The 26,872-nt window shown below is 42.7% G+C and carries 18 protein-coding genes; 11 read left to right on the top strand and 7 right to left on the bottom strand.

The genetic code is table 11. The features are described 5' to 3' along the window. The first annotated feature begins 75 nt into the window (after positions 1-75). From NXH67_RS16880 to NXH67_RS16890, 3 genes are all read left to right on the top strand, one after another. Complete coding sequence (locus NXH67_RS16880; RefSeq protein ID WP_022777165.1) at positions 76-1,623, top strand: sodium:solute symporter family protein; 1,548 nt, start codon at positions 76-78, stop codon at positions 1,621-1,623. Positions 1,624-1,704: 81 nt separating this feature from the next. Further along, entirely contained in the window at positions 1,705-2,547 is an 843-nt protein-coding gene (locus NXH67_RS16885; protein ID WP_272798140.1) for an amidohydrolase family protein, read from the top strand. A gap of 132 nt (positions 2,548-2,679) precedes the next feature. Next, on the top strand, positions 2,680-3,495 hold the full coding sequence (locus NXH67_RS16890) for an esterase/lipase family protein (RefSeq protein WP_272798141.1): 816 nt from the start codon (positions 2,680-2,682) through the stop codon (positions 3,493-3,495). Positions 3,496-3,550: 55 nt separating this feature from the next. Here NXH67_RS16890 and NXH67_RS16895 read toward each other — a convergent pair whose 3' ends face one another. The 4 genes from NXH67_RS16895 to iorA are packed head-to-tail and all read right to left on the bottom strand — an operon-like array spanning position 3,551 to position 7,704. Then, the gene (locus NXH67_RS16895; RefSeq protein WP_022777162.1) at positions 3,551-3,985 is read right to left on the bottom strand and encodes an ACT domain-containing protein; all 435 of its coding nucleotides are present in this window, start codon (positions 3,983-3,985) and stop codon (positions 3,551-3,553) included. Positions 3,986-4,034: 49 nt separating this feature from the next. Then, complete coding sequence (locus tag NXH67_RS16900) at positions 4,035-5,336, bottom strand: phenylacetate--CoA ligase family protein (RefSeq protein ID WP_022777161.1); 1,302 nt, start codon at positions 5,334-5,336, stop codon at positions 4,035-4,037. Between the two features lie 32 nt (positions 5,337-5,368). Beyond that, complete coding sequence (locus NXH67_RS16905; RefSeq protein ID WP_272798142.1) at positions 5,369-5,947, bottom strand: indolepyruvate oxidoreductase subunit beta; 579 nt, start codon at positions 5,945-5,947, stop codon at positions 5,369-5,371. A gap of 2 nt (positions 5,948-5,949) precedes the next feature. Continuing rightward, a complete protein-coding gene (gene iorA / locus NXH67_RS16910; protein WP_272798143.1) occupies positions 5,950-7,704 on the bottom strand; it encodes an indolepyruvate ferredoxin oxidoreductase subunit alpha in 1,755 nt (584 codons plus the stop codon). Between the two features lie 196 nt (positions 7,705-7,900). Here iorA and NXH67_RS16915 point away from each other — a divergent pair, with 196 nt between their 5' ends. Together NXH67_RS16915 and NXH67_RS16920 are read left to right on the top strand one after the other, a co-directional pair. Continuing rightward, the gene (locus NXH67_RS16915; protein WP_272798144.1) at positions 7,901-9,535 is read left to right on the top strand and encodes a class I adenylate-forming enzyme family protein; all 1,635 of its coding nucleotides are present in this window, start codon (positions 7,901-7,903) and stop codon (positions 9,533-9,535) included. Between the two features lie 100 nt (positions 9,536-9,635). Then, positions 9,636-12,791, top strand: coding sequence for a response regulator (locus NXH67_RS16920; protein WP_272798145.1), 3,156 nt, complete (start codon positions 9,636-9,638; stop codon positions 12,789-12,791). A 50-nt stretch (positions 12,792-12,841) separates the two neighbouring features. On the opposite strand, the gene NXH67_RS16925 is transcribed toward NXH67_RS16920, so the two are convergent. Both NXH67_RS16925 and NXH67_RS16930 read right to left on the bottom strand, forming a co-directional pair. Next, on the bottom strand, positions 12,842-13,972 hold the full coding sequence (locus NXH67_RS16925) for an alpha/beta hydrolase (protein ID WP_272798146.1): 1,131 nt from the start codon (positions 13,970-13,972) through the stop codon (positions 12,842-12,844). A gap of 116 nt (positions 13,973-14,088) precedes the next feature. Next, a complete protein-coding gene (locus tag NXH67_RS16930) occupies positions 14,089-16,563 on the bottom strand; it encodes a beta-mannosidase (protein ID WP_272798147.1) in 2,475 nt (824 codons plus the stop codon). Between the two features lie 156 nt (positions 16,564-16,719). Here NXH67_RS16930 and NXH67_RS16935 point away from each other — a divergent pair, with 156 nt between their 5' ends. The 4 genes from NXH67_RS16935 to NXH67_RS16950 all read left to right on the top strand — a co-directional run bounded on the left by NXH67_RS16935 (position 16,720) and on the right by NXH67_RS16950 (position 23,240). Beyond that, positions 16,720-19,287 carry a heavy metal translocating P-type ATPase gene (locus NXH67_RS16935; protein ID WP_272798148.1) on the top strand — a complete coding sequence of 856 codons (2,568 nt, stop codon included), beginning with the start codon at positions 16,720-16,722 and terminating at the stop codon, positions 19,285-19,287. 13 nt (positions 19,288-19,300) lie between these two features. Then, the gene (locus NXH67_RS16940) at positions 19,301-19,738 is read left to right on the top strand and encodes a dUTP diphosphatase (protein ID WP_022777153.1); all 438 of its coding nucleotides are present in this window, start codon (positions 19,301-19,303) and stop codon (positions 19,736-19,738) included. Positions 19,739-19,828: 90 nt separating this feature from the next. Continuing rightward, entirely contained in the window at positions 19,829-21,298 is a 1,470-nt protein-coding gene (gltX, locus tag NXH67_RS16945; RefSeq protein WP_272798149.1) for a glutamate--tRNA ligase, read from the top strand. Continuing rightward, the gene (locus tag NXH67_RS16950) at positions 21,288-23,240 is read left to right on the top strand and encodes an ATP-dependent helicase (RefSeq protein ID WP_272798150.1); all 1,953 of its coding nucleotides are present in this window, start codon (positions 21,288-21,290) and stop codon (positions 23,238-23,240) included. The genes gltX and NXH67_RS16950 overlap by 11 nt, the downstream gene beginning before the upstream one ends. On the opposite strand, the gene NXH67_RS16955 is transcribed toward NXH67_RS16950, so the two are convergent. Continuing rightward, on the bottom strand, positions 23,171-23,533 hold the full coding sequence (locus NXH67_RS16955; RefSeq protein WP_022777150.1) for a DUF1292 domain-containing protein: 363 nt from the start codon (positions 23,531-23,533) through the stop codon (positions 23,171-23,173). The two genes, NXH67_RS16950 and NXH67_RS16955, sit on opposite strands and share 70 nt — an antisense overlap. 132 nt (positions 23,534-23,665) lie before the next feature. Between NXH67_RS16955 and NXH67_RS16960 the strand changes: the two genes are divergently transcribed. Both NXH67_RS16960 and pepT read left to right on the top strand, forming a co-directional pair. Further along, positions 23,666-25,636, top strand: a complete 1,971-nt coding sequence (locus NXH67_RS16960; RefSeq protein ID WP_272798151.1) for an alpha-amylase family glycosyl hydrolase — start codon at positions 23,666-23,668, stop codon at positions 25,634-25,636. After that, the gene (gene pepT / locus NXH67_RS16965; protein WP_022777148.1) at positions 25,617-26,867 is read left to right on the top strand and encodes a peptidase T; all 1,251 of its coding nucleotides are present in this window, start codon (positions 25,617-25,619) and stop codon (positions 26,865-26,867) included. The genes NXH67_RS16960 and pepT overlap by 20 nt, the downstream gene beginning before the upstream one ends. Positions 26,868-26,872: the final 5 nt, after the last annotated feature.

The raw sequence follows: 26,872 nt of genomic DNA on the forward strand, positions 1-26,872 counted from the left end.
TACTAGATTTATAGTTGACTTTAGCGATTAAAAGCGTTAAAGTAGTAAAAGAATAATGTTGGTAAGGGGGTAGTTATGTTCATCAAAATTCTTTTACTTGTAGTATTTTTTGCTATGATGCTCACCATCGGTTTCATCTGTCGCAAGAATTCCACCGACGTAAACGGCTTTGTCCTTGGCGGTCGAAGCGTAGGCCCATGGGTTACGGCCTTTGCTTACGGAACTTCCTATTTCTCCGCGGTTATCTTCGTAGGATATGCAGGACAGTTCGGTTGGAAATATGGAATAGCATCAACCTGGGTCGGAATCGGTAATGCGCTGATTGGCTCACTTCTTGCGTGGGTAATCCTCGGAAGAAGAACCAGGATCATGACTCAGCATCTTGATTCAGCAACAATGCCGCAGTTCTTTGCAGCAAGATTCGGCGGAAGATCTCTTAAGATCGCTGCATCTGTTATAACCTTTATCTTCCTGATTCCTTATACAGCTTCTTTGTATAATGGTCTTTCCAGACTATTCGGAATGGCATTTAACATTGACTATTCAGTCTGCGTTATTGTTATGGCCGTTCTTACCGGAATCTATGTAATCGCAGGCGGTTACATGGCTACAGCCATCAATGATTTCATACAGGGTATCATCATGCTGATCGGTATCTGCGCTGTTATCGGTGCAGTACTTAACAGCCAGGGCGGATTTATGGCAGCTCTTGACGGTCTTGCCAGGATTTCAGATGAGAGCGTAGCATCAACACCGGGTATTTTTGCATCCTTCTTCGGACCGGATCCGCTTAACCTTCTTGGTGTTGTAATTCTTACATCCCTTGGAACCTGGGGACTTCCTCAGATGGTTCAGAAATTCTATGCTATTAAGAGTGAGAGAGCTATTGCCAAGGGAACTATCGTATCTACATTCTTTGCATTTATCGTTGCCGGTGGATGCTATTTCCTTGGCGGTTTCGGAAGACTTTTCTCCGATAAAATCGATATTGCAGCTGACGGATATGATTCAATTGTTCCTACAATGCTTTCAGGACTCCCTGATTTCCTTATAGCAATAGTTGTTGTACTTGTATTGTCAGCTTCCATGTCAACTCTTTCATCTCTGGTTCTTACAAGTTCATCTACACTTACTCTTGATCTGATCAAGGGCCACATAGTTAAGAAGATGGATGAGAAGAAGCAGGTGCTTATCATGAGAATTCTTATCGTGGTATTTGTAGCAATTTCTGTTGTTATCGCCATTATTCAGTACAAGCAGAATGTTACCTTCATTGCTCAGCTCATGGGTGTTTCATGGGGAGCTCTCGCAGGTGCATTCCTGGCACCTTTCCTCTATGGTCTGTACTGGAAAGGAACAAGCAAGGCAGGTGTATGGTGCAGCTTCGTATTCTCAACTGTTGTTATGCTTGCTAACATGATTGTAAGATCCAGCTTCCCGAAACTTCTTCAGTCTCCGATCAATGCCGGTGCTTTCTGTATGATTGCCGGACTTGTAATAGTTCCGGTGGTATCATTGTTCACCACGAAGCCTGACAAGGCTCTTGTAGACGGTGCATTCGCATGCTATGATAAGGAAGTTATGGTTCACCAGAGTACATCACTTCAGGATGATACAGAGTAATTTGAGATAGAATATTAAAGTGGTGGTTTGCGTGTCTGACAGGTCAGATGCAGCCACCATTTTTTTATGCAAGAGGATGTTATGATAATTGATATTCACACACATACTTTTCCTGAGAAAATAGCTGCGAAGGCAATAGAGAGCCTTAGCAAAGAGGCACATATACTGGCAAATACCGATGGCACCAATGCCGGATTAAAGAAGTCAATGGAAGAAGCCGGAGTCGATATTTCTGTTATCATGCCCGTTGCTACCAGTGGTTCTCAGGTTGTCAAAATAAACGACAGAGCTGCAAGAGTTAACGAAGAAGAGAGGTCTCTTATTTCCTTCGGCGGAATTCATCCTGATTTTGCGGATTACAAGCAGGAGTTTAGAAGACTTAAGGAAATGGGAATAAAGGGGATTAAGATTCATCCTGTATATCATAAAATGGATATTGATGATATAAGGTATCTTAGGATAATTGAATGTGCTGCTGAGAATGAACTGATCGTTTTAACTCATGCAGGGCTTGATGTAGGATTTCCGGGAGTAGTTCATTGCTCACCAAAGATGTGCAGACATGTATGGGATGAGATAGGTCCATTTAAGTTTGTGCTGGCTCATATGGGCGGCTGGGAGAACTGGGAAGAAGTACCGGAGTACTTTGGAGGCTCGGGAATTTATATCGATACTTCGTTTTCTACAGAGAAGATAAAGCCTCTTAACGATGGCCACTGGGATGGTAAGAATCTGTCTATGCTTGGTACAGAGCGCGTAATGAGGATTGTAGAAGCTATTGGCACTGACAAAGTCCTTTTTGGTTCTGACAGTCCGTGGACCTCACAAAAGGAGAGTTCAGAATTTATCAAGAAACTGCCTCTTTCCGAAGCGGATAGGAATAAGATTCTCGGAGAAAATGCAGCCGCATTGTTGAACCTATAACAGGACGATTACTCTATATTTTGTAGAAAAATACTGATTTTCCTATGCTAATTCACTTATGTGATGAATGTAAGATCAGCTTCGAAAAGTTATACTATGGACTATAAGACGAGTTTTATCGGAGGTATGAGTATGGATGAGATTAATCTGAAGTATCCGATTCTTATGGTCCATGGTATGGGATTCAGAGATCGCAAATATCTTAATTATTGGGGAAGAATTCCGGGAATGCTTGAAAAAGCCGGTTGTAAAGTGTTTTATGGCAACCAGGATAGCAATGCATCAGTTGAAACCAATGCAGAATACCTTTCTTATAGGGTCCAAAAGATATTAGAAGAGACCGGAGCAGAGAAGCTCAATGTAATTGCTCATTCCAAGGGAGGTCTCGATATCAGGTGCGCGATATCTCAATATAATCTGGGCGACAAAATCGCATCTGTAACAACTATTAATTCACCACATCACGGTTCTGCCACAGTTGATAAACTTCTAAGACTACCGGCTTTTCTTGTAAAGTTTGCAGGAAAATGCACTGACATTGTATTCAAAATATTAGGCGATAATAAGCCTGATTCTTATAGTGTCTTTAAGCTGTTTACCACAAAAGAAGCGGAAAAATTCAACGAAGCCAATCCTGATGATCCGAATACCTATTATCAAAGTTATGCATTTGTCATGAAATCACCTTTTGGAGATATGTTTTTATGGTTCCCAAGCCTTGTGGTATGGCTACTCGAGGGACCAAATGATGGACTTCTTACTCCGGATTCTGTAAAATGGGGGAACTATAAAGGCGAGGTTAAGAGTAACTCCCGTCGAGGTATTTCCCATTGTGATGAAGTAGATATGAGGCGTATGAGATTTACCCGCAAGCAGGGTGAAGGAGTAGCTGATATAACAGATTTTTATCTTAATGTGGCCGGAGAATTGGCTGCTATGGGATTCTAAATAAATACACCGCATTTTGATGTGAATTCATCAGAATGCGGTGTTTTGTTTTATATTAGATATTTGCGATGTCTTCCTGTGTAAGAATCTTAAGGCCTTTGCCGGTAAGCTTGGCTTCAGCGGCCTTGGTATCAGCAACACGGAAGATCATGTAAGCATTGCCTGCAGCTCCTCTGCTGGGGAAAGCATACATATACTCGATATTAACTTCTGCCTGGGCAAATACATCAAGGAGCTTGTCCAGTCCACCGGCTTCATCGGGAATTTCTACCGCAAGGACAGGAGTGAGGCTTGCAACAAAATCATTGTCCTTTAAGACATTAACCACATCAAGAGCATCATCTACAATGATACGGGCAATTCCGAAATCCTTGGTTTCAGCAAGAGAGGTGGCACGCATGTCGATATTGTTCTGGGCCATAACGCTGGTAAGCTTCTTAAGTGTTCCTGGTTTGTTTTCAAGAAATACAGAGATCTGTTTTATGCTCATAGCTACCTCCGATTATATGTTGGATTAACTGTCAATAATATTATACACGTCAGATCTTTCTCTTATCAATAACTCTGACAGCCTTGCCTTCGCTTCTTGCGATGGATTTGGGAGCCATAAGAGAGATCTTGACCTTGATTCCGAGCATGGACTTCATGTCCTCAACAAGTTTCTTCTGGCGCTCCTCAACTTCACCAAGGTTGTCGGTGAACATCTCAGGAGTCATCTCAACCTGAACATCCAGGGAATCGGTGTTGTTCTCTCTGTCAACAACAATCTGGTAGTTGGCAGGATAACCGTTGTTAAGAAGTACCGTTTCAATCTGGCTCGGGAATACATTAACACCTCTGACAATAAGCATATCATCTGATCTGCCCATGGGCTTGGCCATTCTGATATGAGTACGGCCGCAGGAACATTTTTCTCTGCTAAGTCTGCAGATATCTCTTGTACGATAGCGAATCATAGGAAATGCTTCTTTGTCAATAGCTGTGAAGACAAGCTCACCGGTTGAGCCTTCAGGAAGTACTTCCTCGGTTTCGGGATCGATGATCTCTGCTATAAAGTGATCCTCGTTAATATGCATTCCCTGCTGCGCTGAGCATTCGAAAGCAACGCCGGGGCCGGAGAGTTCTGTAAGGCCGTAGATGTCATAGGCCTTGATTCCAAGCGTGGACTCTATTTCAGAACGCATTTCTTCACTCCAGGCTTCTGCACCGAATATGCCGGCCTTAAGTGGTATATCATCGGGACCGTAGCCTTCCTCTTTGTATCTTTCGGAAAGATAAGCGGCATAGCTGGGAGTACAGCAAAGGATTGTAGCCTGCAGATCATTGATGAACATGATCTGTCTGTCGGTATTACCTGAGCTGATCGGAACTGTAAGACAGCCTACCTTGTGGGAACCACCGTTAAGGCCTGCACCACCTGTAAAGAGTCCAAAACCGTAGGCAATCTGGCATACATCATCTTCTGAGCCACCTGCTGCCACGATGGCACGGGCACAGCATTCATCCCAGAGGTCGATATCATGCTGGTTATAAAACGCTATAACTCGCTTTCCGGTTGTACCGGAAGTAGAATGGATTCTTACGCAATCCTTTTTGGGTACACCCATAAGTCCATAGGGATAAGCATCTCGCAAATCTTTTTTTGACAAAAACGGAAGCTTATGAAGGTCATCAATTGACTTGATGTCATCGGGTGTGACGCCTTTTTCTTCCATTTTTTTGCGATAATAAGGAACGTCGTTCCATACATGATTAACCTGCTTGATGAGCTTCTCATTCTGGATTTTCCTTATTTCTTCAAGTGGGGCACATTCTATTTCTTTTTGAAAATACTTTTCCATTACCGCTAATCCTCCTGGCGTTGACCTTATAATCAGCCTTTAGCCTGTTTGCCGAGTTCAAAAGCCTTCTTGTTCATCTCAAGGAATTTGGTAGGAACATTGGCTTCAAGTGACTTCATCCATTCTTCCTCGGGAAGATCGAAGTAGTGAGAGAGTCTTCCGAGAAGGACGATATTAACAGCCTTGGCTGATCCGGCTTCTTCTGCCAGTGAGAGGCAGTCAAGAGCATCAACCTTTGCGCCTGTTGCTTTTAATTTGGATACAAGGTCTTCGGGATACTCAGCGGCGCCGGTAATGACAGGCATAGGATCAATCTGCTGAGTATTTGTAACAATCTGTCCATCCTTTTTAAGGAATGGAAGCCATCTTGCAGCTTCGAGAATCTCGAAGGAAACAATGTAATCGGCTTCGCCCTTGTCTATAACAGGAGAGTACACCTTATCGCCGTATCTTACATAGGTAACAACGCTGCCACCTCTCTGGGACATTCCGTGGACCTCTGAGACTTTTACGTCATAGCCCTGGGACATGAGAAGGTGTCCGAGAAGCTTACTTGCAAGAAGTGAACCCTGTCCGCCGACACCTACAATCATAATATTCTTAGTTTCCATCTTCAGGCCTCCTTTCCGGGTGCTTCAAAAGCACCTACGCCGCACATCTGTGAGCAGACGTTGCAGCCAACGCAAAGAGTTGTGTCGATGGTTGCTTTGCCATTTTTCATGGAAATAGCGGGACAACCGATTCTCATACAGCTCTTGCAGCCAACACATTTATCTGTATTGACCTTGAGAGGCGGATTGTGCTTGACGTATTTAAGAAGTGCGCAGGGGCGTCTTGAGATGATAACTGAAGGTGCCTCAACTGCAAGTTCTTCCTTAAGAACTTCATCACACTGCTTGAGATTATAAGGATCAACAACTCGAACTCTTTCAAAGCCCATAGCTTTGCAAAGAGCCTCCAGATCGATCTTGCCGGCAGGGTCACCCTTGATATTGTAGCCGGTGGTAGGATTCTGCTGATGACCTGTCATGCCGGTGATTGAATTATCAACTATAACTACAGTTGAATTGGATTGGTTATAGGCTATGTTGGCAAGACCTGTCATACCTGAGTGCATGAAGGTTGAATCCCCGATGACAGCAACGGTCTTTTTCTCACTCTCAGCTCCGCGTACTTTGTTGAAACCGTGAAGTGCTCCGATGGATGCACCCATGCAGAGAGTCATTTCAATTGCACCAAGGGGAGGAACGGCGCCAAGTGTATAACATCCGATATCTCCAAGTACAGTGCAGTTATTTTTCTTGAGAGTATAGAACAGTCCTCTGTGAGGGCAGCCTGCGCACATTACTGGAGGGCGTCCGGGAATCTGCTCATCAATAGCAAAGCTGTCAGGCACTTCTTTGTCAAAAGCCTTGGCAAGAAGAGCCTGAGAGAATTCATCAACAAGGGGCAGTTTGTCCTTGCCGGATACCTTAAGGCCAAGAGCCTTAACGTGATTCTCGATAATTGGATCAAGCTCTTCAACAACTACAAGATCATCAACCTTGGATGCAAAATCCTTAATAAGCTTCTCGGGAAGAGGATTGACCATACCAAGCTTAAGTACGGAAACAGTGTCTCCGAATACTTCCTTAACATACTGATATGAAGTAGAAGAAGTGATGATGCCGAGCTTAGTGTCTCCCATTTCTACACGGTTGACGGGAGAGGTCTCTGCGTAAGCTATAAGATCAAGAGTTCTCTGCTCAACGATAGGATGACGCTTCTTGGCATTGCCGGGCATCATAACATATTTGGCAATATTCTTCTCGTAGGGCTTGTCGGGAACGGTGCGATCTCCGCAAGATACGAGAGACTGGGAATGTGCTACTCTGGTGCACATTTTAAGAAGTACGGGAGTGTCAAACTGCTCGGATATTTCATAGGCGAGCTTGGCAAATTCAAGAGCTTCTGCGGAATCTGAAGGCTCAAGCATAGGAACCTTGGCAGCGATTGCGTGGTGACGGGAATCCTGCTCATTCTGTGAAGAATGCATGCCGGCATCATCAGCGACAACGATTACAAGTCCTGCGTTAACTCCTGTATAAGACATTGTGTAAAGAGGATCTGCGGCAACGTTGAGTCCAACGTGTTTCTGTGCGCAAAAAGCTCTTCTGCCAGCAAGAGATGCACCAAAAGCAGATTCCATGGCAACCTTTTCATTAGGTGCCCATTCACAGTAGATTTCATCATATTTGGCAGCTTCTTCGGTAACTTCTGTACTTGGGGTTCCGGGATAACTGGAAATAAAGCATACACCGGCTTCGTAGAGACCGCGGGCAACAGCCTTGTTTCCAAGCATGAGCTGCTTGTTTGAATTGTTTTCCATCAATAACCTCCTACCAATATATATAGCCGTAGGGATCAGCTTTATGATGATTTAAAGCGATAAAGCGGCTACTATTTAGAATAATGTAAAAAGTGCATAAAATCAAGTGCTTTTGCAATTGACCGTTTGACCTTTTTTACAAAAGCTAGTATACTTTACTTTAGCACTTTTGTGTGCTAAAGGAGGTTAACAACAAATGCCAATTACAGACTTACTTGAGCGTAATAGCAAATTGTATGGGGATGAAGTTGCTCTTGTGGAGATCAATCCTGAGATCCGTGAAGAGCAGAGGGTTACCTGGAAGGAATATGAGCTGATACAGCCAACTTCCACAGCTTATTACAGAAGACAGATTACCTGGTCGGTTTTCGATGAGAAGGCCAATCGAGTAGCCAATATGCTTATTGAAAGAGGAATCAAGAAGGGACAGAAATGTGCGATCCTTCTTATGAATTGCCTTGAATGGCTTCCTATCTATTTCGGAATTCTTAAGTCCGGAGCCATTGCAGTTCCGCTTAACTTCAGATTTACGGCTGAGGAAATTGATTATTGTCTTAAGGCTTCCGATTCCGACGTTTTATTCTACGGACCTGAGTTCATTGGTCGAATCGAGGATATAGCTGAGAAGATCAAGAAGGACACTCTTATTTTCTTTGTTGGAGATCAGTGTCCTTCTTACGCAGATGACTATTACAGACAGGTTTCCAACAGCTCATCTGTAGCTCCAAGAGTTCTTATTGAGGACAAGGATGAAGCCGCTATTTATTTCTCATCAGGAACAACAGGCTTCCCTAAGGCTATTTTACACATTCATACAGCTCTTATGCAGTCAGCCAAGATGGAGGCTATGCACCATGAGACAACACATGAGGACAATTTCCTCTGCATACCGCCGCTGTATCACACCGGAGCCAAGATGCACTGGTTCGGTTCACTGTACACAGGTAGCAGAGCAGTCCTTCTTAAGGGCAATTCACCCGAGTCCATATTCAGAGCCGTTTCTGAGGAAGAGTGCACTATAGTATGGCTCCTGGTTCCGTGGGCACAGGACATACTTGCTGCTTTGGATAGTGGCAAGCTTAATCTTGAGGATTATCATTTAAGCCAGTGGCGCCTTATGCACATCGGAGCTCAGCCTATTCCGCCGAGCCTTATAAGAAGATGGCTTGAGTACTTCCCTCATCACAAATATGACACCAACTACGGTTTGTCAGAATCCACAGGCCCCGGTTGTGTTCACCTCGGAATGGAGAATGTACGCAAAGTCGGTGCTATCGGCGTTCCGGGATATGGTTGGAAGACCAAGATCGTTGATGAAGATGGTAATATCGTTAAGCAGGGTGAGATCGGAGAGCTCTGTGTCAAGGGACCGGGCGTCATGGTTGAATATTACAAGAACCCTGAGGCAACAGCAGAGATCCTTAAGGATGGATGGCTCTTTACCGGTGATATGGCAAGACAGGATGAGGAAGGCTTCATTTTCCTTGTTGACCGTAAAAAGGATGTTATCATTTCAGGTGGTGAGAATCTGTATCCTGTTCAGATTGAGAGCTTCCTTGCCAAGAATGACAAGATTCACGATGCCGCTGTTATAGGACTTCAGGATGCGCGTCTTGGAGAAATAGCAGCAGCCATTATACAGGTTAAAGAGGGCATGACGCTTACAGAAGAGGAAGTTGAGCACTTCTGCGTTGACCTTCCAAGATACAAGAGACCCAAGAAGATCATTTTTGCAAATGTAATAAGGAATGCAACAGGTAAGATCGATAAGCCCAAGCTTCGTGAGATATATTGCGGAGAAAAGATTGTAGAGAAACAGAATCAGTCATGATTAACTGCAAGCAGTGTGGCGGGAACATTAACACAGTTCCCGCCATTTGTGTTATACTAAAAAAAGATATACTTAATAACGTGATGACAAGGAAGCTTTTATGGGGGATAGGGGAGAGAAGAAATTCAAATTAAATAAGATTACGGTTGAATGTCTTTTGATAGCTCTGATCGGTGTGTTTATTAATGTCGCCGGCATGGAGCTTAACTACAGCTACAATCTTCCGCTTTATTTTAATACCATAGGTACCATTGTCGTTGCTCGCGAATGCGGATTGTTCTATAGTATTCTTACGGCGCTGATCTCCAATCTGGTAACCGGTGCTTTCGATGATTATTCACTATATTTTGCAATAGTCAATGTTCTTGTTGCTATTATCACCTCTATGTTCTATTACAGACGAAGGGATAAGGCAAAAGTAGGTAAACTACATTATTATCTCGTATTGTCGGTTACCACGGGAACAGTTGGGGTGTTTATTGAATGGGCACTTACAGGTTATCCTGTTCATACAACTGTTGAATCTATGACAGACTATTTCTCTAAGATTATGGGAATGGAAGGGCTTGTACCATTTCTGATTGCCGGTAATATCTTCAGCTTTATCGACAAATTCTTTTCTCTTATGATCGCGGTTCTGATTTTCAAACTTATTCCCAAGAATCTGTCTAACGAGATCTGGCGTAATCATATGGGACTTGATCTGGAAACTGACATTTGGGATATGTCCAGCAGGAAAAAAGTAAGATCAAGGCTCTTATGGCTTCTTGCCCTTATAGCTCTTGTTCTTACAGTCGCAATATCATGGATAAGTGTGTCCTTATATACCATCAGATCAAGGGAGAATATTAAAAATGTAGCCATTGGTGCTGCTAAACTTGTAGCCAGGGCGGTTCCGGCCGAAGAGGTAGATCGCTATATAAACGGCAACTTTGATCTTAACAGTGCACCTCGAGATTACAAAGACGCCTTTGATACAATGCAGGCGATAATGGATAATACCCCAAATGCCGTATATGTTTTTGTTTATCGTATTGAGGAAGATGGGTGCTATATTGTATTTGATACGGATCCTTCTTTCATGTCTGCCGGCAAGACAGGTGAGTATTTGCCTGTGGATGATGTTCTGAAGGATAAAATGGATCAGCTGGTCAGAGGTGAAAGTGTTAGTGTTATTGAGAACAAGGACAGCTATGTTCTTACGGCCTATGAGCCTGTTTATGACTACCATGGCAACTGTGTAGCTTATGCCGGAGTAGATATCAGTATGCTTGGAATTCTTGAGTATTCCAGAGAATTCTTATTAAGGATCAGTTTGATCTCTTCGAGCTTTTTGATACTGGCTATAGCTTATGGTCTGTGGATGGCTTCAGGATATCACAGAATCATCGACAAGCATTATGAAATGGTTGTGGCAGCCAAGGAAGAAGCTGACAGAGCTAATACTGCCAAATCCAGATTCCTTGCAAACATGTCCCATGAGATCAGAACGCCTATTAATACGATCCTCGGAATGGATGAAATGATTCTCAGAGAAGATACAGAAGGTGTTCCTGTCAAATATTCCGAGTCTGTTATCGGATATGCCCATGATATCAAAAATGCATCCTTGCATCTGCTTGGCCTTATAAATGATGTACTTGATGTGTCCAAGATAGAATCAGGTAAGATGACACTGCTGGAGGAGAACTACGATACCCGTGACTTCCTCTTATCAATAATCAAGATGTTTGGTGTAAGAACCAAGGAAAAGGATCTGTTATTTGAAACGGACATTGATCCACAGATTCCTTCAGAGCTCAAAGGTGATGGCAGTAAGATAAAGCATGTGCTGATCAATCTGCTATCAAATGCCATAAAATACACCAACTCCGGCAAGATCAAACTGACTGTATCTCTTGTCGACAGGGGAGAGAGCAAATGTAAGGTATATTATTCCGTAGAAGATACCGGAGTCGGAATAGAAAAAGATAAGCTTGATAAGATATTTGAAGCCTTTGAGAGGCTTGATGAAGACCGAAATTCATCCATTCAGGGCACAGGCCTTGGTCTTCACATTTCACATCAGTTCTGTCACCTGCTTGGTGGTGAGCTCTTAGTTGAAAGTGAGATCGGAGAAGGATCAAGATTTTACTTCGTTCTTGAACAGGCGATAGTTGACAATACTCCAATAGGAACAATAAAGGACTGTGTCAACAAGGAAAGGGAAGAGTATTATCCTGCGTTCTTTGCGCCTGAAGGAAGAGTTCTGGTTGTAGATGACAACGATATGAACCTGAAAGTTATTGAAGGACTTCTTAAAAAGACGGGACTTAAGCTCACCCTGGTCCAGAGCGGTAAAGAATGCCTCTGCAAGCTGGAGAACAGTGCCTATAACTTGATTATTCTGGATCATATGATGCCCGGAATGGACGGAATCGAGACACTTAAGAAGATACGGGAAAAAAATATCCAGATTCCTGTAATAGCCCTTACAGCCAACGTAATGAACGGAGGAGCTTCTTTCTACAAAGAAGCTGGTTTCGATGACTATTTATCCAAACCTGTAGAAGGAAAAACTCTTGAGGAAACTATCCTCAAATATCTGCCGGTGGGACTACTCAAGAATTTTGATGACTATGAACATCCCGGAGATGAGGCTTTTGATCAGCAGGATGATGAGGAAAACAAGGAAGTTGTTGAGGCCCTTCGAAACATTGATGGAATCAAGCTTAATGATGGCATAAAATATTGCGGCAACCTGGATGCTTACCTTAAATTCCTCCATTCCTTCGAACTTGGAATAGATGATAAAGCTGCGGAGATTGAAAATTCTTATAAAAATGGCGATTATGAGTTCTGTACCATAAAGGTTCATGCGCTAAAGAGTACAGCGAGGATTATCGGCGCAACTCATTTGTCTTATCTTGCGGAACAGCTGGAGAAGGCAGGCAGAGGAGATGATATTCAGTTCTTTGACGATCATATAGCTGAGCTTCTTGAGATGTACAGGGAATACAAAGAAAAGCTTAAGACAGTTCCTGAGAAGAAAAAAGTCGAGAAGAAGCCGCTGATATCCCGGGAAGAACTGGGAGGAGCCTATGAAGCCTTAAAAGATTTTGCTCCAAAAATGGATTATGATGCGGTTGAGATGATTCTTGAGGATATTAAGCTCTATAAGCTTCCGGATGAAGATAATGAATTCTTTGAAAAGCTTGAAAAGCTTCTTAAGAATCTGGACTGGGACGAAATAGAAAAAATACTTATGGAAAAATAATCCAAAAAAACAGCTTGCAGTCTAAATTATGGCTGCAAGCTGTTCTTTGCTTATTTAAATGCAAGCTGAGCGAAATTGTAGAATCCAAGGTACCAGATCCGGAAATCATGCTGACCTGCCAATTCCTGCCACATATAATTCTCGCCATCAACAAATTGATCACAGACAGCGGGGAGAGTCTTTGCCGCAGCTGAAGCTGCCTGGTAAGCAATTCTGTCCTGAAGTCCGCAGATATTGTAGAAGTATTTGATCGGATACTGATTATCCTTGAGAATTCCGGCGGTCTTGGAAGCGGGATTACTTGTGGGAGCAGCGGAGAAAGCACCAAAATATGCAAAGAGATCTACACATTCTCCGATACCGATATTGATGGTCTGCATACCACCCATTGATAAGCCGGCCATTGCGCGATGTTCCCTGCTGGCAGTCATGTCATAGCCATTCTCATCATAATCCGCGTAAGTGCTGTAATGTGATTCAATATAGGGAATCAGATCGTTACGAAGCTCCTGGCCAAACAGGTAGAAGGCATCAACGCCGTTACCTTCAGCGCTCTCAAGATCGCAGGCTCTTCCGTTGGGAGTAACTATAATGAAGCCTTCGATATCGCCGTAGTAAGCAAGATTATCCATGATAGCTTTGACCCTTGAGGTGTTCTTGTTCATTCCCCATTCATCCTCATTGCCTCCTATACCATGCATGAGATAGAGAACGTTGTATTTTTTGTCTTCGCTGTAACCGTAAGGAAGGTAAACATTGGCTTCTTTGGTGATCTCGTGTCCATCTCCGGCATAATCGTGTGCAGGATAGGTGATTCGTTCGATAACGCCGCCTTCATCTGTACGAAGGGCAGTGTATTTGGGATGAACCATTTCTCCGATTTCAGCAGTGGCTTCTCTTTCTTCTGTAGTGCTATCAACAGATGCATCTGTTGATGCGGCCTCTGTGGCTTCTTCCGTATATGAGGTCTCCTGGTTGATTGCCTCTTGGATCCCGTCTGGAACTGTTTCTTCACTCGCCTCTGCTACAGCTTCTGAAACAGCCTCGGAACTTGTATCTACTACTTCCTGTGTTGCGGTGGATGCTCCTTCGTTATCAACTGGCGCAGCAGGCGAAGAGCTTGAACAACCTGTCATTAATGTTGCCATTATCATTACCCCCATGAGTATTTTCTTTTTCATAATTACTATACCTCCAAGTTATTCCCCAAAAATAAAAGGGTAAGAATTCATCTTACCCTTTTAACATAATAGTATTATGACTTGTATTGTGCTTATCACATATTATCCAAAATCAGTCAAAATTTGCGATAAACGCTGCGAACTTTGATGTTTTCAGCCTTGCCTCCAAGGATCTTAACGGTTTTGGATTCGCCGTTAAGGTCAAAATAGTTATCGGAGAGTAGCAGGTCATCATTGTCATTCATGATCTCGACGCTCTTAGCATAGGATGCCGAATTAACTGTTATCTCATCACCGTTTACTTCAAAGGTAAGCTCCGGGTCAACAAATTCGAAGTGTTTAGGAGGACAGAAGAGGACGGTTCCCTCAGAAAGGATTTCCTCGGTATCGTTATCCATAAGTGAATAGCTTACATAATTCTTGTGAATATCGATGTCTTCGAAGTTTTTCTCACAGACAAATTCTGACTTCAGAGCCTCAACTGTAAGGAGTGCGCTTTCATTTCGGATAATCTTGGAAGTATTGTCCCTAAGCTGCCAGATAGCTATAACGTCACGATCCTCCATTGTCTCATTACTTACGTAGAGTTTAATCGACTTAACAAGCTCATCTATCTCATCGTTAACGCTTACGCACTGATCAAGGAAGCCTCTTTCCTCACAGGAAATAAGAAGAGGGGCAAAAAATCTCTTTGCGTAGTACTGAAGCGCCTTCCATCTGCCATAGTAGTCAATGGAGGCCCAGGAAGCCACAGGCCAGCAATCATTCAGCTGCCAATAGACAGTACCCATGCAGCGCCCCCTGTTTCTTCTGAAGTGTTCAACGCCGTATTTGATGGCTTCTGCCTGAAGGAGCTGCGAATAATATACTACATCGCCAATACTTTCGGGATAGAGATAGGTCTGACTCATGTAGTTCATTATTTTGCCGTTAGCCGCATTGTTACGCTGATGCTTCTCCATTACATATGAGAAAATGTTCCTGTCCTTGGGCTTTGTAAAAGTCTCAATGGTCTTAAGTGAAGGGAAGGACTGGAATCCAAATTCTGAAAGATAACGGAAATGGAACTGCCTGTAGGCTGTAAAAGGCTGATTGCCGTGCCATACCTCCCAGTAATGCGCATCACCACGATTTTCATCATTGGGGTCATCAAAGCCGCCGCCTGAAGAAGGAGATGCACACCAATAGAAGGTCTCAGGATCAAGGTCCTTCAAGAGTTTCGGGAAAAGATACTCATACATCTTCACATAATCGGATTTAAGCGTATTTTTAGCTCCCCAGTGTTCCTGTCCAACAAAGAGCTCCATCTCGTTATTGCCGCACCATAGACCTAAGGATGCGTGATTTCGGATCCTTTTAACGTTCTGAATTATTTCTTCGGTGATATTGTTTTCAAATTCTTCAGTAAGTCTGTATACTGCGCAGGCAAACATAAGGTCCTGCCATACCACAAGGCCCAGCTCATCACATATATCAAAGAAATCATCCTCGGGATAATAGCCGCCTCCCCAGACTCTTATACAGTTAAAATGTGAATCTGCGCAGTGCTTAAGAAGAGTTCTTGTTCGCTCCTTGTTGACTCTGGATAAAATGTTGTCCTGAGGAATATAGTCAGCTCCCATGGCAAAGATCTTGACGCCATTTACCTTGTGGGCAAATTCACTGCCGTATTGATCCTTATCTGTAGATATCTCCATTGTACGAAGACCAATGCGCTTAGTTACTGAATCAAGCACTTTTCCGGTGGAATCATCAGACAGGGTAACCTCCACAGTGTAAAGGGGCTGCTCGCCATATCCGTTGGGCCACCACAGAAGCGGAGATGTAATGTCATAAGATTCACTCAAAAGAATGTCCTTTACAAGAATTGTGCCATCAGGAGCTGTGACGGTATATTTTATTGTGCTTTTTTCTTCGGTATTGCCGGTGAAAATCTCTTCACAGGCAGATAATTTCAGAGTTACGATATTATTAAGCGGGTTATCCACTGCTGAGTGGTATTGTCTTATGTAAACGTCGGATAGTCTTGCTTTTTCCACGCAGTCAAGATAAACACCCCTCTGAAGGCCGCAGTCAGCAAGCCTTGGACCCCAGTCCCAACCAAACATATAGTGTGCTTTTCGAAGATGTGGGAAGCCTCTGGTGCAGTCCTCGGTTCCAAGCAGGGGATCCTTTTTGAACTGCTCCTTAATATAATTCACGGGAGAATGGAAAACTACTTTGAGAGTATTTTTTTCTTTTAAGAGTTCCTTTACAGGAAACTCATAGGTTCTGTGCATGTTCATGACGTTTCCGAGAAGGGCGTCATTGAGATAGATATCTGCTACGGTATCAATCATCACAAATCTAAGGAAAATCTGAGAAAAATTCTCTGAACTTCCATAGATGTCAGAAGTAAAGTCAGTTACGTATTCGTAATCATACTTCATAAGCTCACGGGCCTTATCCTCATTATCACGATAATAAGGATCCTCCATGAGTCCATTGTCAATCAGATCCTGGAAAACAGAGCCCGGAACAGTAGCATCATAGAATTTGCTCTCATCGGTTCGTCTGAATTTCCAGTTGTCATGTAATAATAATTTAGTCATTTGTATACCTCATAGGTTATAATTATAAGAAAAAGGGCTTCTTTCTAATTCTACAGTAATTCTTTTTAATTTGGTATTGTAAAATAATTAACGATGGATTATTATATTTAAGTTGTATGCGATTTATTTGTGTAATAAATGATAGAGGTAATCTTAATGGAAAAATATAGTATCACCGGGATGAGTTGTGCAGCATGTCAGGCAAGGGTAGAGAAGGCCGTAAGCGCCGTTCCCGGAGTGACAACCTGCAGTGTAAGTCTCCTTACCAATTCCATGGGAGTTGAAGGAAATGCCAAAAAAGAGGATATCATCAAGGCTGTGGAAGATGCAGGTTACGGCGCATCTGTTTTTGCAGGTAGTATTACAGACGAGGAAGATATTCTCGCAGACAAGGAAACTCCGGTATTGAAAAGACGTCTCATTCTGTCTGTTGGATTTCTACTGGTTCTAATGTACTTTTCAATGGGGCGTATGATGCTGGGACTGCCGCTTCCTTCATTTTTGGACGGAAATCATGTGGCTATGGGTATCATACAAATGATTCTTGCCCTCATAGTTATGTTCATCAACAGAAAGTTCTTTATAAGCGGCTTTAAAGGCGCTATTCATGCAGCTCCCAATATGGATACACTGGTAGCCCTTGGTAGTGGAGCATCCTTTATTTACAGTACCGCAGCTCTTATCAAAATGGCCGGATATCAGTTAAAGGGCGATATGAGCGGAGCAATGGAACTTATGAATGAGTTCTATTTTGAAGGAGCAGCTATGATCCTGACACTGATCACTGTGGGCAAAATGCTGGAAGCGATCAGTAAAGGAAGGACAACAGACGCCATAAAGAGTCTTATGAAGCTGGCACCTCAGACAGCGACTATCGTTGACAGCGAAGGAGAAGAGAAGGAAGTTCCAATAACTGAGGTTAAACAGGGCGATATATTTGTTGTTAAACCCGGAGAATCTGTTCCGGTTGACGGATGGGTAATCGAGGGTAACAGTGCGATCAATGAATCTGCCCTGACCGGTGAGAGCATTCCCGTGGACAAGGCTCTCGGCGATGAAGTGTCCGCCGCTACAATCAATCAATCAGGCTATATCAAGTGTAGAGCCACCAGAGTTGGCAAGGATACGACTCTTTCACAGATAATTCAGATGGTCAGTGATGCGGCGGCCACTAAGGCTCCAATTGCAAAGGTTGCGGATAAGGTTTCTGCAGTATTTGTCCCTGCGGTTATAATAGTTGCGCTTTTTACATTGTTTATCTGGCTGCTGGTGGGAAAAGAGTTCGGTTTTGCCCTCTCAAGAGCCATTGCGGTTCTGGTTATCAGCTGCCCTTGCGCACTTGGACTTGCAACTCCCGTTGCAATTATGGTTGGAAATGGTAAAGGTGCCCGAAACGGAATAATGTTCAAGACCGCTGCAGCACTTGAAAATGCAGGTAAGACCAAGATAGTCGCAATAGATAAGACCGGAACCATTACTAAGGGTGAGCCTATTGTTACAGATATTTTCCCTGCCGAAGCACTGACAAGCAGTGGTTATTCTCTTTTGAACAATCTTGAGGATGAGCTTGTCAAAATAGCCGGAATCCTTGAATCAAGAAGCGAACACCCTATTGCCAAGGCGATCAATTCCTATATCAAGGAACTTCATCCCTTTGAGGATGACGAAGATGAGCTTATGGAAATAACTGATTTTGAGGCTCTTCCGGGTAATGGACTTACAGCTGTTTATAATGGCCACAAGATTTACGGAGGCAATCTTGAGTTTATTGAAAAGCATGCTTATGTTCATTCTGAACTCAAAGAAAAGGCTGAAGGACTTGCTTCCACAGGCAAGACTCCTGTATTCTATGCAATAGACAAGAGGCTTCTTGGAATAATAGCTGTATCCGATACAATTAAAGAAGATTCGGCTGCTGCCATTAAGGAGCTTAAGGGTCTTGGAATACGTGTGATAATGCTCACCGGCGATAACGAAGGAACGGCAAGAGCAATCGGAGAACAGGCAGGTGTAGATGATATTGTTGCAGGTATTCTTCCGGGGCAGAAAGAGAGTGTTATCAGATCTCTTCAGGAATATGGCAAAGTAGCAATGGTAGGAGACGGAATCAACGATGCCCCAGCTCTTACAAGAGCAGATACCGGAATTGCCATAGGAGCAGGAACTGATGTTGCCATTGATGCTGCAGATATCGTGCTCGTCAGGAACAGCCTGATGGATGTCGCTTCTGCAATAAGGCTTTCCAGAAAGACACTCAAGAACATACATGAGAATCTGTTCTGGGCATTCTTTTACAATGTCATTGGTATTCCACTTGCGGCAGGAGCTTATATAAGCCTGTTCGGTTGGGCACTGAGCCCAATGTTCGCTGCAGCGGCGATGAGTTTATCAAGCTTTTTTGTAGTAACCAATGCCCTGAGACTTAATCTTTTTGATATACATGACAATTCAAAGGATAAAGCAATCAAGGATCCGGTAGCGGATATCACAATTAACGAAAGGAAAAATATTGCTATGACTAAAACAATCACTATTGAAGGAATGATGTGCGGACACTGTGAGGCCAACGTTAAAAAGGCTCTTGAAGCTCTTGAGGGAGTGTCTGAAGCTGTAGTAAGCCATGAGAAAGGTACAGCGGTTGTTACACTTTCAGGAGATGTTGATAACACAGTTCTTACCAAGGCTGTGGAGGATAAAGATTATAAAGTACTAGGAATTCAGTAAGGGGAATTAAGGTATGGAAAAAAGTATTAAGATCAAATATTTTGACGAGAAACTGGAGAAGCTTACCTATATTGACGGTAAGTCAGACTGGATTGACCTTAGGAGTGCAGTAGACGTTGATCTGAAGCAGGGAGAGTTCAAACTGATTCCTCTGGGAGTAGCTATGGAGATTCCGGAAGGCTATGAAGCTCATGTTGTACCAAGAAGCTCTACATTCAAGAACTTCGGCATTATCCAGGCTAATCACATGGGAGTTATCGACCACTCATATTGCGGCGACAATGATCAGTGGTTTGTACCTGTAATTGCAATGAGAGATACACATATTAGCTTCAATGACCGCATCTGCCAGTTCAGAATAATGGAGAATCAGCCCAAGATCATTTTTGAGGAATGCCAGCATCTCGAAGGCGCTGACCGAGGCGGCTTCGGCTCTACAGGTACCAAATAATTATACTAATAAATACATTGAAAAAATAATCTATTGTGCTAGAATAAGAATTCGGTTTAATAAATAGTTTTATTTAAGATTGGAGTAATTATGGTTAAGATTCGTACCAGATATGCGCCGAGCCCAACAGGCCGTATGCACGTAGGAAATTTAAGAACAGCACTCTATGAGTTCCTTATCGCCAAGCACGAAGGTGGTGACTTCCTTCTTAGAATCGAGGATACAGACCAGGAACGTTATGTAGAGGGTGCTACTGAGATCATATACAGAACTCTTGAGAAAACAGGTCTTATTCACGATGAAGGTCCCGATAAGGACAAGGGCTATGGCCCCTATGTTCAGAGTGAGAGACAGAAGGCCGGAATCTACATGGAATATGCCAAGAAGCTCATCGATAAGGGTGAGGCATATTACTGTTTCTGCGATCAGGAGAGACTTGCTACTCTTGTTCAGGAGGTTGATGACGGTAACGGTGGCAAGAAGGAAATTAGCTTCTATGACAAGCACTGTCTCCATCTGTCTAAGGAAGAGGTTGAGAAGAACCTTGCAGAGGGCAAGCCCTTTGTAATCAGACAGAACAACCCCACAGAGGGCACAACAACCTTCCACGATGAGTTATACGGAGATGTTACAGTAGAGAACAAGGAACTTGATGACATGATCCTTATCAAGTCTGACGGCTTCCCTACATACAATTTTGCCAATGTAGTTGACGATCATCTTATGGAGATCACACACGTTGTTCGTGGTAATGAGTATATTTCTTCATCACCTAAGTACAACAGACTCTATGAGGCATTCGGCTGGGAGGTACCTAAGTACATCCATTGTCCTCTTATCACAGATGAGGATCACCACAAGCTCTCTAAGAGAAGCGGACATTCATCCTTCGAGGATCTTATCGAGCAGGGCTTTTTGACAGAGGCAGTAGTTAACTTTGTAGCTCTTCTTGGCTGGTCTCCTGAGGATAATAACGAGATCATGAGCCTTGAGGATCTTATCAGGAAGTTTGACTACCATCGTATCAGCAAGTCCCCTGCGGTATTTGATTTTACCAAGCTTAAGTGGATGAACGGTGAGTATCTTAAGGCAATGGATGAGGACAAGTTCTTCGAGCTTGCTAAGCCTTACCTTGAGAAGGCTGTTACCAACAAGAATCTTGATCTTAAGAAGATCGCCGCTATGGTTAAGACCAGAATCGAGATTTTCCCTGATATTGAGGGAATGGTAGATTTCTTCAACGAGCTTCCTTCCTATGACACAGCTATCTATGCTCATAAGAAGATGAAGACGAACGAGGAGACTTCCCTTGAGGTTCTTAAGGAGGTTCTTCCTATACTTGAGGCCCATGAGGATTACACCAACGATTCACTTTACGAGCTTCTTTCCGGATATATCAAGGAGAAGGGCTATAAGAACGGCTATGTACTCTGGCCTGTAAGAATCGCCGTAACCGGCAAGGAGATGACTCCCTGCGGTGCAACCGAGGCTATGGAGGTTCTTGGCAAAGAAGAGACAATAAACAGAATCAAAAAAGGAATTGAATTGCTTGAAAAATAATAACCCATCACGTAATGGCGTAATGGGTAATGCTGCTCAGATGGATGCTATCATGCATCACAAGGGACCTGCGATAGTTATCGCGGGCCCCGGGAGTGGCAAAACCTTTGTAATTGTGCAGAGGCTTAAATATCTTATAGAGGTAAAAAAAGAAGACCCTGCCAAGATTCTCGTCATTACCTTCACAAAGGCTGCTGCCCTTGAAATGCAGCAAAGATTCTACAAACTGACGGATAGCTCTTATCCTGAAGTAAACTTCGGAACGTTTCATTCTGTTTTTTATCAGATAATTCGTCAAAACAAATCCAACAAAGAAAAATTCAGTATTGCTGATGAGAACTTTAAAAACAGGCTAATCAGAGATATTCTGGGAGAACCCGGCATAAAGGATATTCTTGTCCGGAACAAGATTGATATTAAAAACATATCAGATGAAGATATAAAGGACATTATTACCGATATTTCCAGAGTAAAGAACACAGGAATTGACCCTGCAAACGCCAATGCGCTTAATATCTGCAAAGACGCATTTTCTGATATATTCGATCTGTATAATAAGAGACTTCTGGAATTTGGCAAAATTGATTTTGACGATATGATCTGCAGATGTCTGGAACTCCTTCAAAGTGACAGTGAAGTCCTGGATTATTGGCAGAAGAGATTCTCTTTTTATCTGGTAGATGAGTATCAGGATATAAATTCCATTCAATTTAAAATATTGAGGCTTTTATCAAAGCTTTGCGGTAATGTATTTGCTGTGGGAGATGATGACCAGTCGATCTATGGCTTTAGAGGGTCTGATCCCGGGATCATGCTTTCCTTTGAGGAAAGCTTCAGGGAATATAGTCCGGTGAGAATTATTCTCAAGCAGAATTATCGCTGTGGCAGAAAGATCATAGAAAATGCATGTCTCCTCATTAATGATAATAGCATCAGGTTTAAGAAGGATATTACCGCAGGAACGGATAATGGGGACGGGTATGTAATAACAAGAAGGTTCAAGGACAAAGCTGCACAATATAAGGCAATTGCGACATATCTTGGCAGCGGAGAAGTTGAACTGTCAAGAGTTGCCGTCATTTACAGAACTAATCAGGAAGCAATGCTGCTGGCTGCGAATCTTAAGGATTATGGAATAGCGACTAACCTTGATTCTGTATGTAAGACATATATAGAAGATGAGGCGGTGGGGCTTGTACTTTCCTATATTTCTTTTGCCTGCAACGGGCATAAGAGGAGCTATTTCCTAAAAATCATGAATAAGCCCATGAGGTTTATTTCCAGGGATGCATGTGACAGTGATACCATCAGTGAGAAAAAGATTCTTGATTACTATATGGGGAATACAGCTAAACAGAAGGATATCAAGCGACTTTTTGTTCAGATAAATATGGTTGCACATCTGAGACCTTCACTGGCTGTGAGATACATAAGGCGTGATATTGGTGTTGAAAAACTGTATCCTTCATCTGCGGAAGCGCTGGACAAACTCCTTGATAAGGCGAAAAGCTATGAATACAGCGAAGAGTTTCTAAAGGCCCTTGCACTGGAACTTGAGAATTCCAGAAATAACAGTGCAAAGCAAAAGAAAAATATTAATAACGGGAACTGTGTTAAACTTCTTACAATGCATGGCGCAAAGGGACTTGAATTTGATGTGGTGTGGCTTCCTGACCTAAACGAAGGTATTATCCCTTCAAGAGGAGCAGAAACAAAACAGCAGATAGAAGAAGAGCGCCGAATGCTCTATGTCGGAATGACCAGGGCAAAATCAGCGCTCATAATGTCATATATTGCGGGAACAGAGGATAATCCAATGCTTCCCTCAAGATTCTTAAGGCCAATAAGACATCTCTGGGAGAAAAAAGAGAATCATTCTTCTCCGTCAAGTCCCTCTTCGGGAAGCTCAATGATCTCATCGAACTCTACGTCATCGAGGTAGAGGTTGAATGCTTCAGCTACTTCCTCATACTCCTTATCATCAGCTATATAACCAAGCTCAGGCTCGTCATCTTCGCCGTGGTAGATAAACTCATAGAACCATACGTTTCCATCATTGTTCTGGCCGTTCTTATCAAGAGGAAGAAGAACTATATAATCCTTGGAATTAACGGTGAGAACGATGATGATGGCGCAGGTAACGGTTTCTCCATTATCAAGCTCGACATCTACGGTCATCTGCTCGTCGTTTTCGATTCTGGTGTTCATTTCTGTTGCAATCTTGGAAAATTCCATTAAATACGCCTCCTATACAGGGTTAAGATTATTTGATAGCTTTATAATACCATATTCTTTTAAGTTAGCATATAAAGGAATTATGTGATAGAATAAAAAGACGTATGTATTTATAAGGATTCAGGAGAAGAAATGCTGGGGAAAACTACAATAATCAAGGAAAAGCCCTATCCTTTGGGCTGTTATATAGACTACGACAAGTCACTGGTTGTCCGGGCTGTTTTTGAAGAAGGCAAGCAGTGTGGTGTTACGTTATATTCTGCGTCCCAAAAAGACGTTCTGTCAATAACGCTTAACAAGGATGTAAAACGAGGCAGAATATATTCCGCAAGGATTTTTGGAATCGAAAACATAGATGAATATGATTCCTACAATTTCTTTGATGGAAGTAATATCTTTTGTGATCCCTATGCCAGACATGTTCTTGGACTTGAAGTCTATGGTAAGGATGTGAAAAACAGTCATATCAGGGCCAAGCTCGATAATAAAAGCAAAAACCGTGCATCCCGAAATGAATTTGACTGGGGCAGTGAAAAGTCCCCTCAGATTCCTTATGAAGACAGTTTTGTTTATCTTATGAATGTAAGAGGCTTTACCCAGAGTTCTTCCAGTGGAGTTCCGTCATCAAAAAGAGGAACATTTTCAGGTATTCTGGAGAAACTGCCTTATTTTAAATCTCTTGGAGTTACAACTCTTGAGCTAATGCCCGTTTATGAGATGAACTGCATTGAAAACTCGCTAAAAGAGCTTGCAAGCGGTATTTATTCCAAGGATGGACATATAGTAGACAAGGATACTATTAAGCCCAAAATAAACTTTTGGGGTTATAAAAAGGGTTACTATTTTGCCCCCAGAGCTTCTTACTGCGAGAATCCTTCCGATGCCGAAAATGAATTCAAGCATTTTGTAAAAACTTTGCATGATAATAATATTGAGGTGGTCCTGCAATTCTTTTTTGAAGAAAACGAAAGCGACAGCATGATTCTTGATGCCTTGAGATTCTGGAGATGCAATTATCATGTTGACGGTTTCCATCTTAAGGGAGCCCGATTACCACTTTCGCTGATTACCGGTGAGCCATTGTTTGATGATGTTAAGATCTGGCACGAGTGGTTTGACTATGGACAGATTTATGGATCCTCCAAACCCAAATACAGACTTTTATCAGACTATAATAATGGATTCCTTTATGCATCGAGACGTTTTTTAAAAAGCGATGATAATTCTGCTGCCGATTTCCTGAAGGCTATGACTGCCAATTCTCAGGAACATGGAGTTATTAATTATATCTGCAATTACGAGGGCTTCAGATTATTCGATCTTGTCTCCTATGAACACAAGCACAATGAGGAAAATGGTGAGAATAACAAAGATGGCACTGACAATAACCTGAGCTGGAACTGCGGTATTGAAGGAAGAACAAGAAAACACGCAATTCTAGAGCTTAGAAAGAAACAGATTAAGAATATTCTGACTATGTTGTTTATGGCACAGGGTACGCCGATGATCTTCAGTGGAGATGAATTTGGCAATTCTCAGGCAGGAAATAATAACCCCTACTGCCAGGATAACGAGACCGGATGGGTTGACTGGAGAGCTCTTGAGAAAAACAGGGATATTTTAGAATATGTTCGTTTCCTTGTAGAACTGAGATTTTCTCACAGAGTGCTTCATAACAAAACTCCTTTCAGACTCATGGATCATTTATCCTGCGGCTATCCTGATCTTTCATGCCATGGTAACGATGCATGGAGACCGGATCTGTCAGGCTACAGTCATATTTTGGGAATGCTCTACTGTGGCCTCTATGATGAGACAGATAAGAACAAGCCGTTCATCTATATTTGCTATAACATGCACTGGATGAAGGCTGATTTTGCGCTTCCCAAGCTCCCTGAGGGACTCAGGTGGAAAAAAATATCGGATACAGCAGGTGACCAGGAAACGAGTATTCCTGCAGGCAAGATTAAGACCGATACTTCAGAAGTTGAGAAGGATACATTGCCTGAGAGAAGCGTTCGCATTTACATAAGCGAAAATGACCCTGATTTTAAAAAGAAAAAGGAAGTTAAGAAAAAGAAAAATGAGAAAAAACAACATTGATGTAATCGAAAAATTTTTAAGATATGTAAAAATTGATACACAATCTGATGCTACTACCGGTACATCGCCTTCGACAATGAAGCAGCATGACCTTGCAAGGCTTCTTAAGGATGAGCTTACAGCAATTGGAGCTTCCGATGTATTTTATGATGAAGAGCATTGCTATGTTTATGCATCTATTCCTTCAAACATGAATGACGGTAAGGACAGACCTGCCATTGGTTTCATTGCACATATGGATACTTCTGATGAGGTCAGTGGCAAAGATGTTAAGCCTCGTATCGTAGAAAGCTACGACGGTAAGGATATTACACTTAGCGATGATGGCAAAGTCATCCTTTCTCCTAAGGATTTCCCGGAGATGTTAAGCCATATCGGCGAGGATCTTATAGTTACAGACGGAACCACTCTTCTTGGCGCAGATGACAAGGCTGGTGTTTCCGAGATCATGACAATGGCTGAGTTTCTGATTCAGAACCCTGATATTCTTCATGGGGATATCAAGATTGCCTTTACTCCCGATGAGGAGATTGGTGAAGGAACAGCACACTTTGATATAGACAGATTTGGTGCTAAATTTGCTTATACCGTAGACGGCGGCAAGCTGGGCGAATTCGAATATGAGAACTTCAATGCCGCTGAAGGCGTTATAACCGTTAACGGCAGAAGCGTTCATCCCGGTGATGCCAAGAACAAAATGGTGAACGCAGCGCTTCTTTGCTATGAGTTCCATTCTCTTTTGCCTGTATTCCAGAATCCTATGTATACCGAAAAGAGAGAAGGCTTCTTCCATCTGACTGAAGTTAATGGTGGAACTGAGAGTGCAACCGCATCTTACATAATTCGCGACCACGACAGAGCCCTTTTTGAAGAAAAAAAAGAGATTTTCAAGGCTGCAGCTGATTTCCTTAATAAGAAATACGGTGAAGGCACAGTTAATGTCAGCTTAAGAGACCAGTATTACAACATGGTTGAGCTGATCAAGCCCCATCAGCACCTTATTGACAATGTCAGGAAAGTTATGGCTGAGCTTGATATTGCATTTATTGATGTTCCGATAAGAGGTGGTACAGACGGCGCAGCCCTTTCCTATAAAGGACTTCCTTGTCCCAACCTATGCACCGGTGGCTACAACTACCACGGCAAATACGAATATGCTTCAGTTCAGGAGATGAAAAAGGTCGTTGATATCCTTCTTGGAATCGTTGAAGCATATGGTGAGAAATATTGATTTAT

The organism is Butyrivibrio sp. DSM 10294, assembly GCF_028539135.1.
In the GTDB taxonomy this organism is placed as follows: Bacteria; Bacillota; Clostridia; order Lachnospirales; family Lachnospiraceae; genus Butyrivibrio.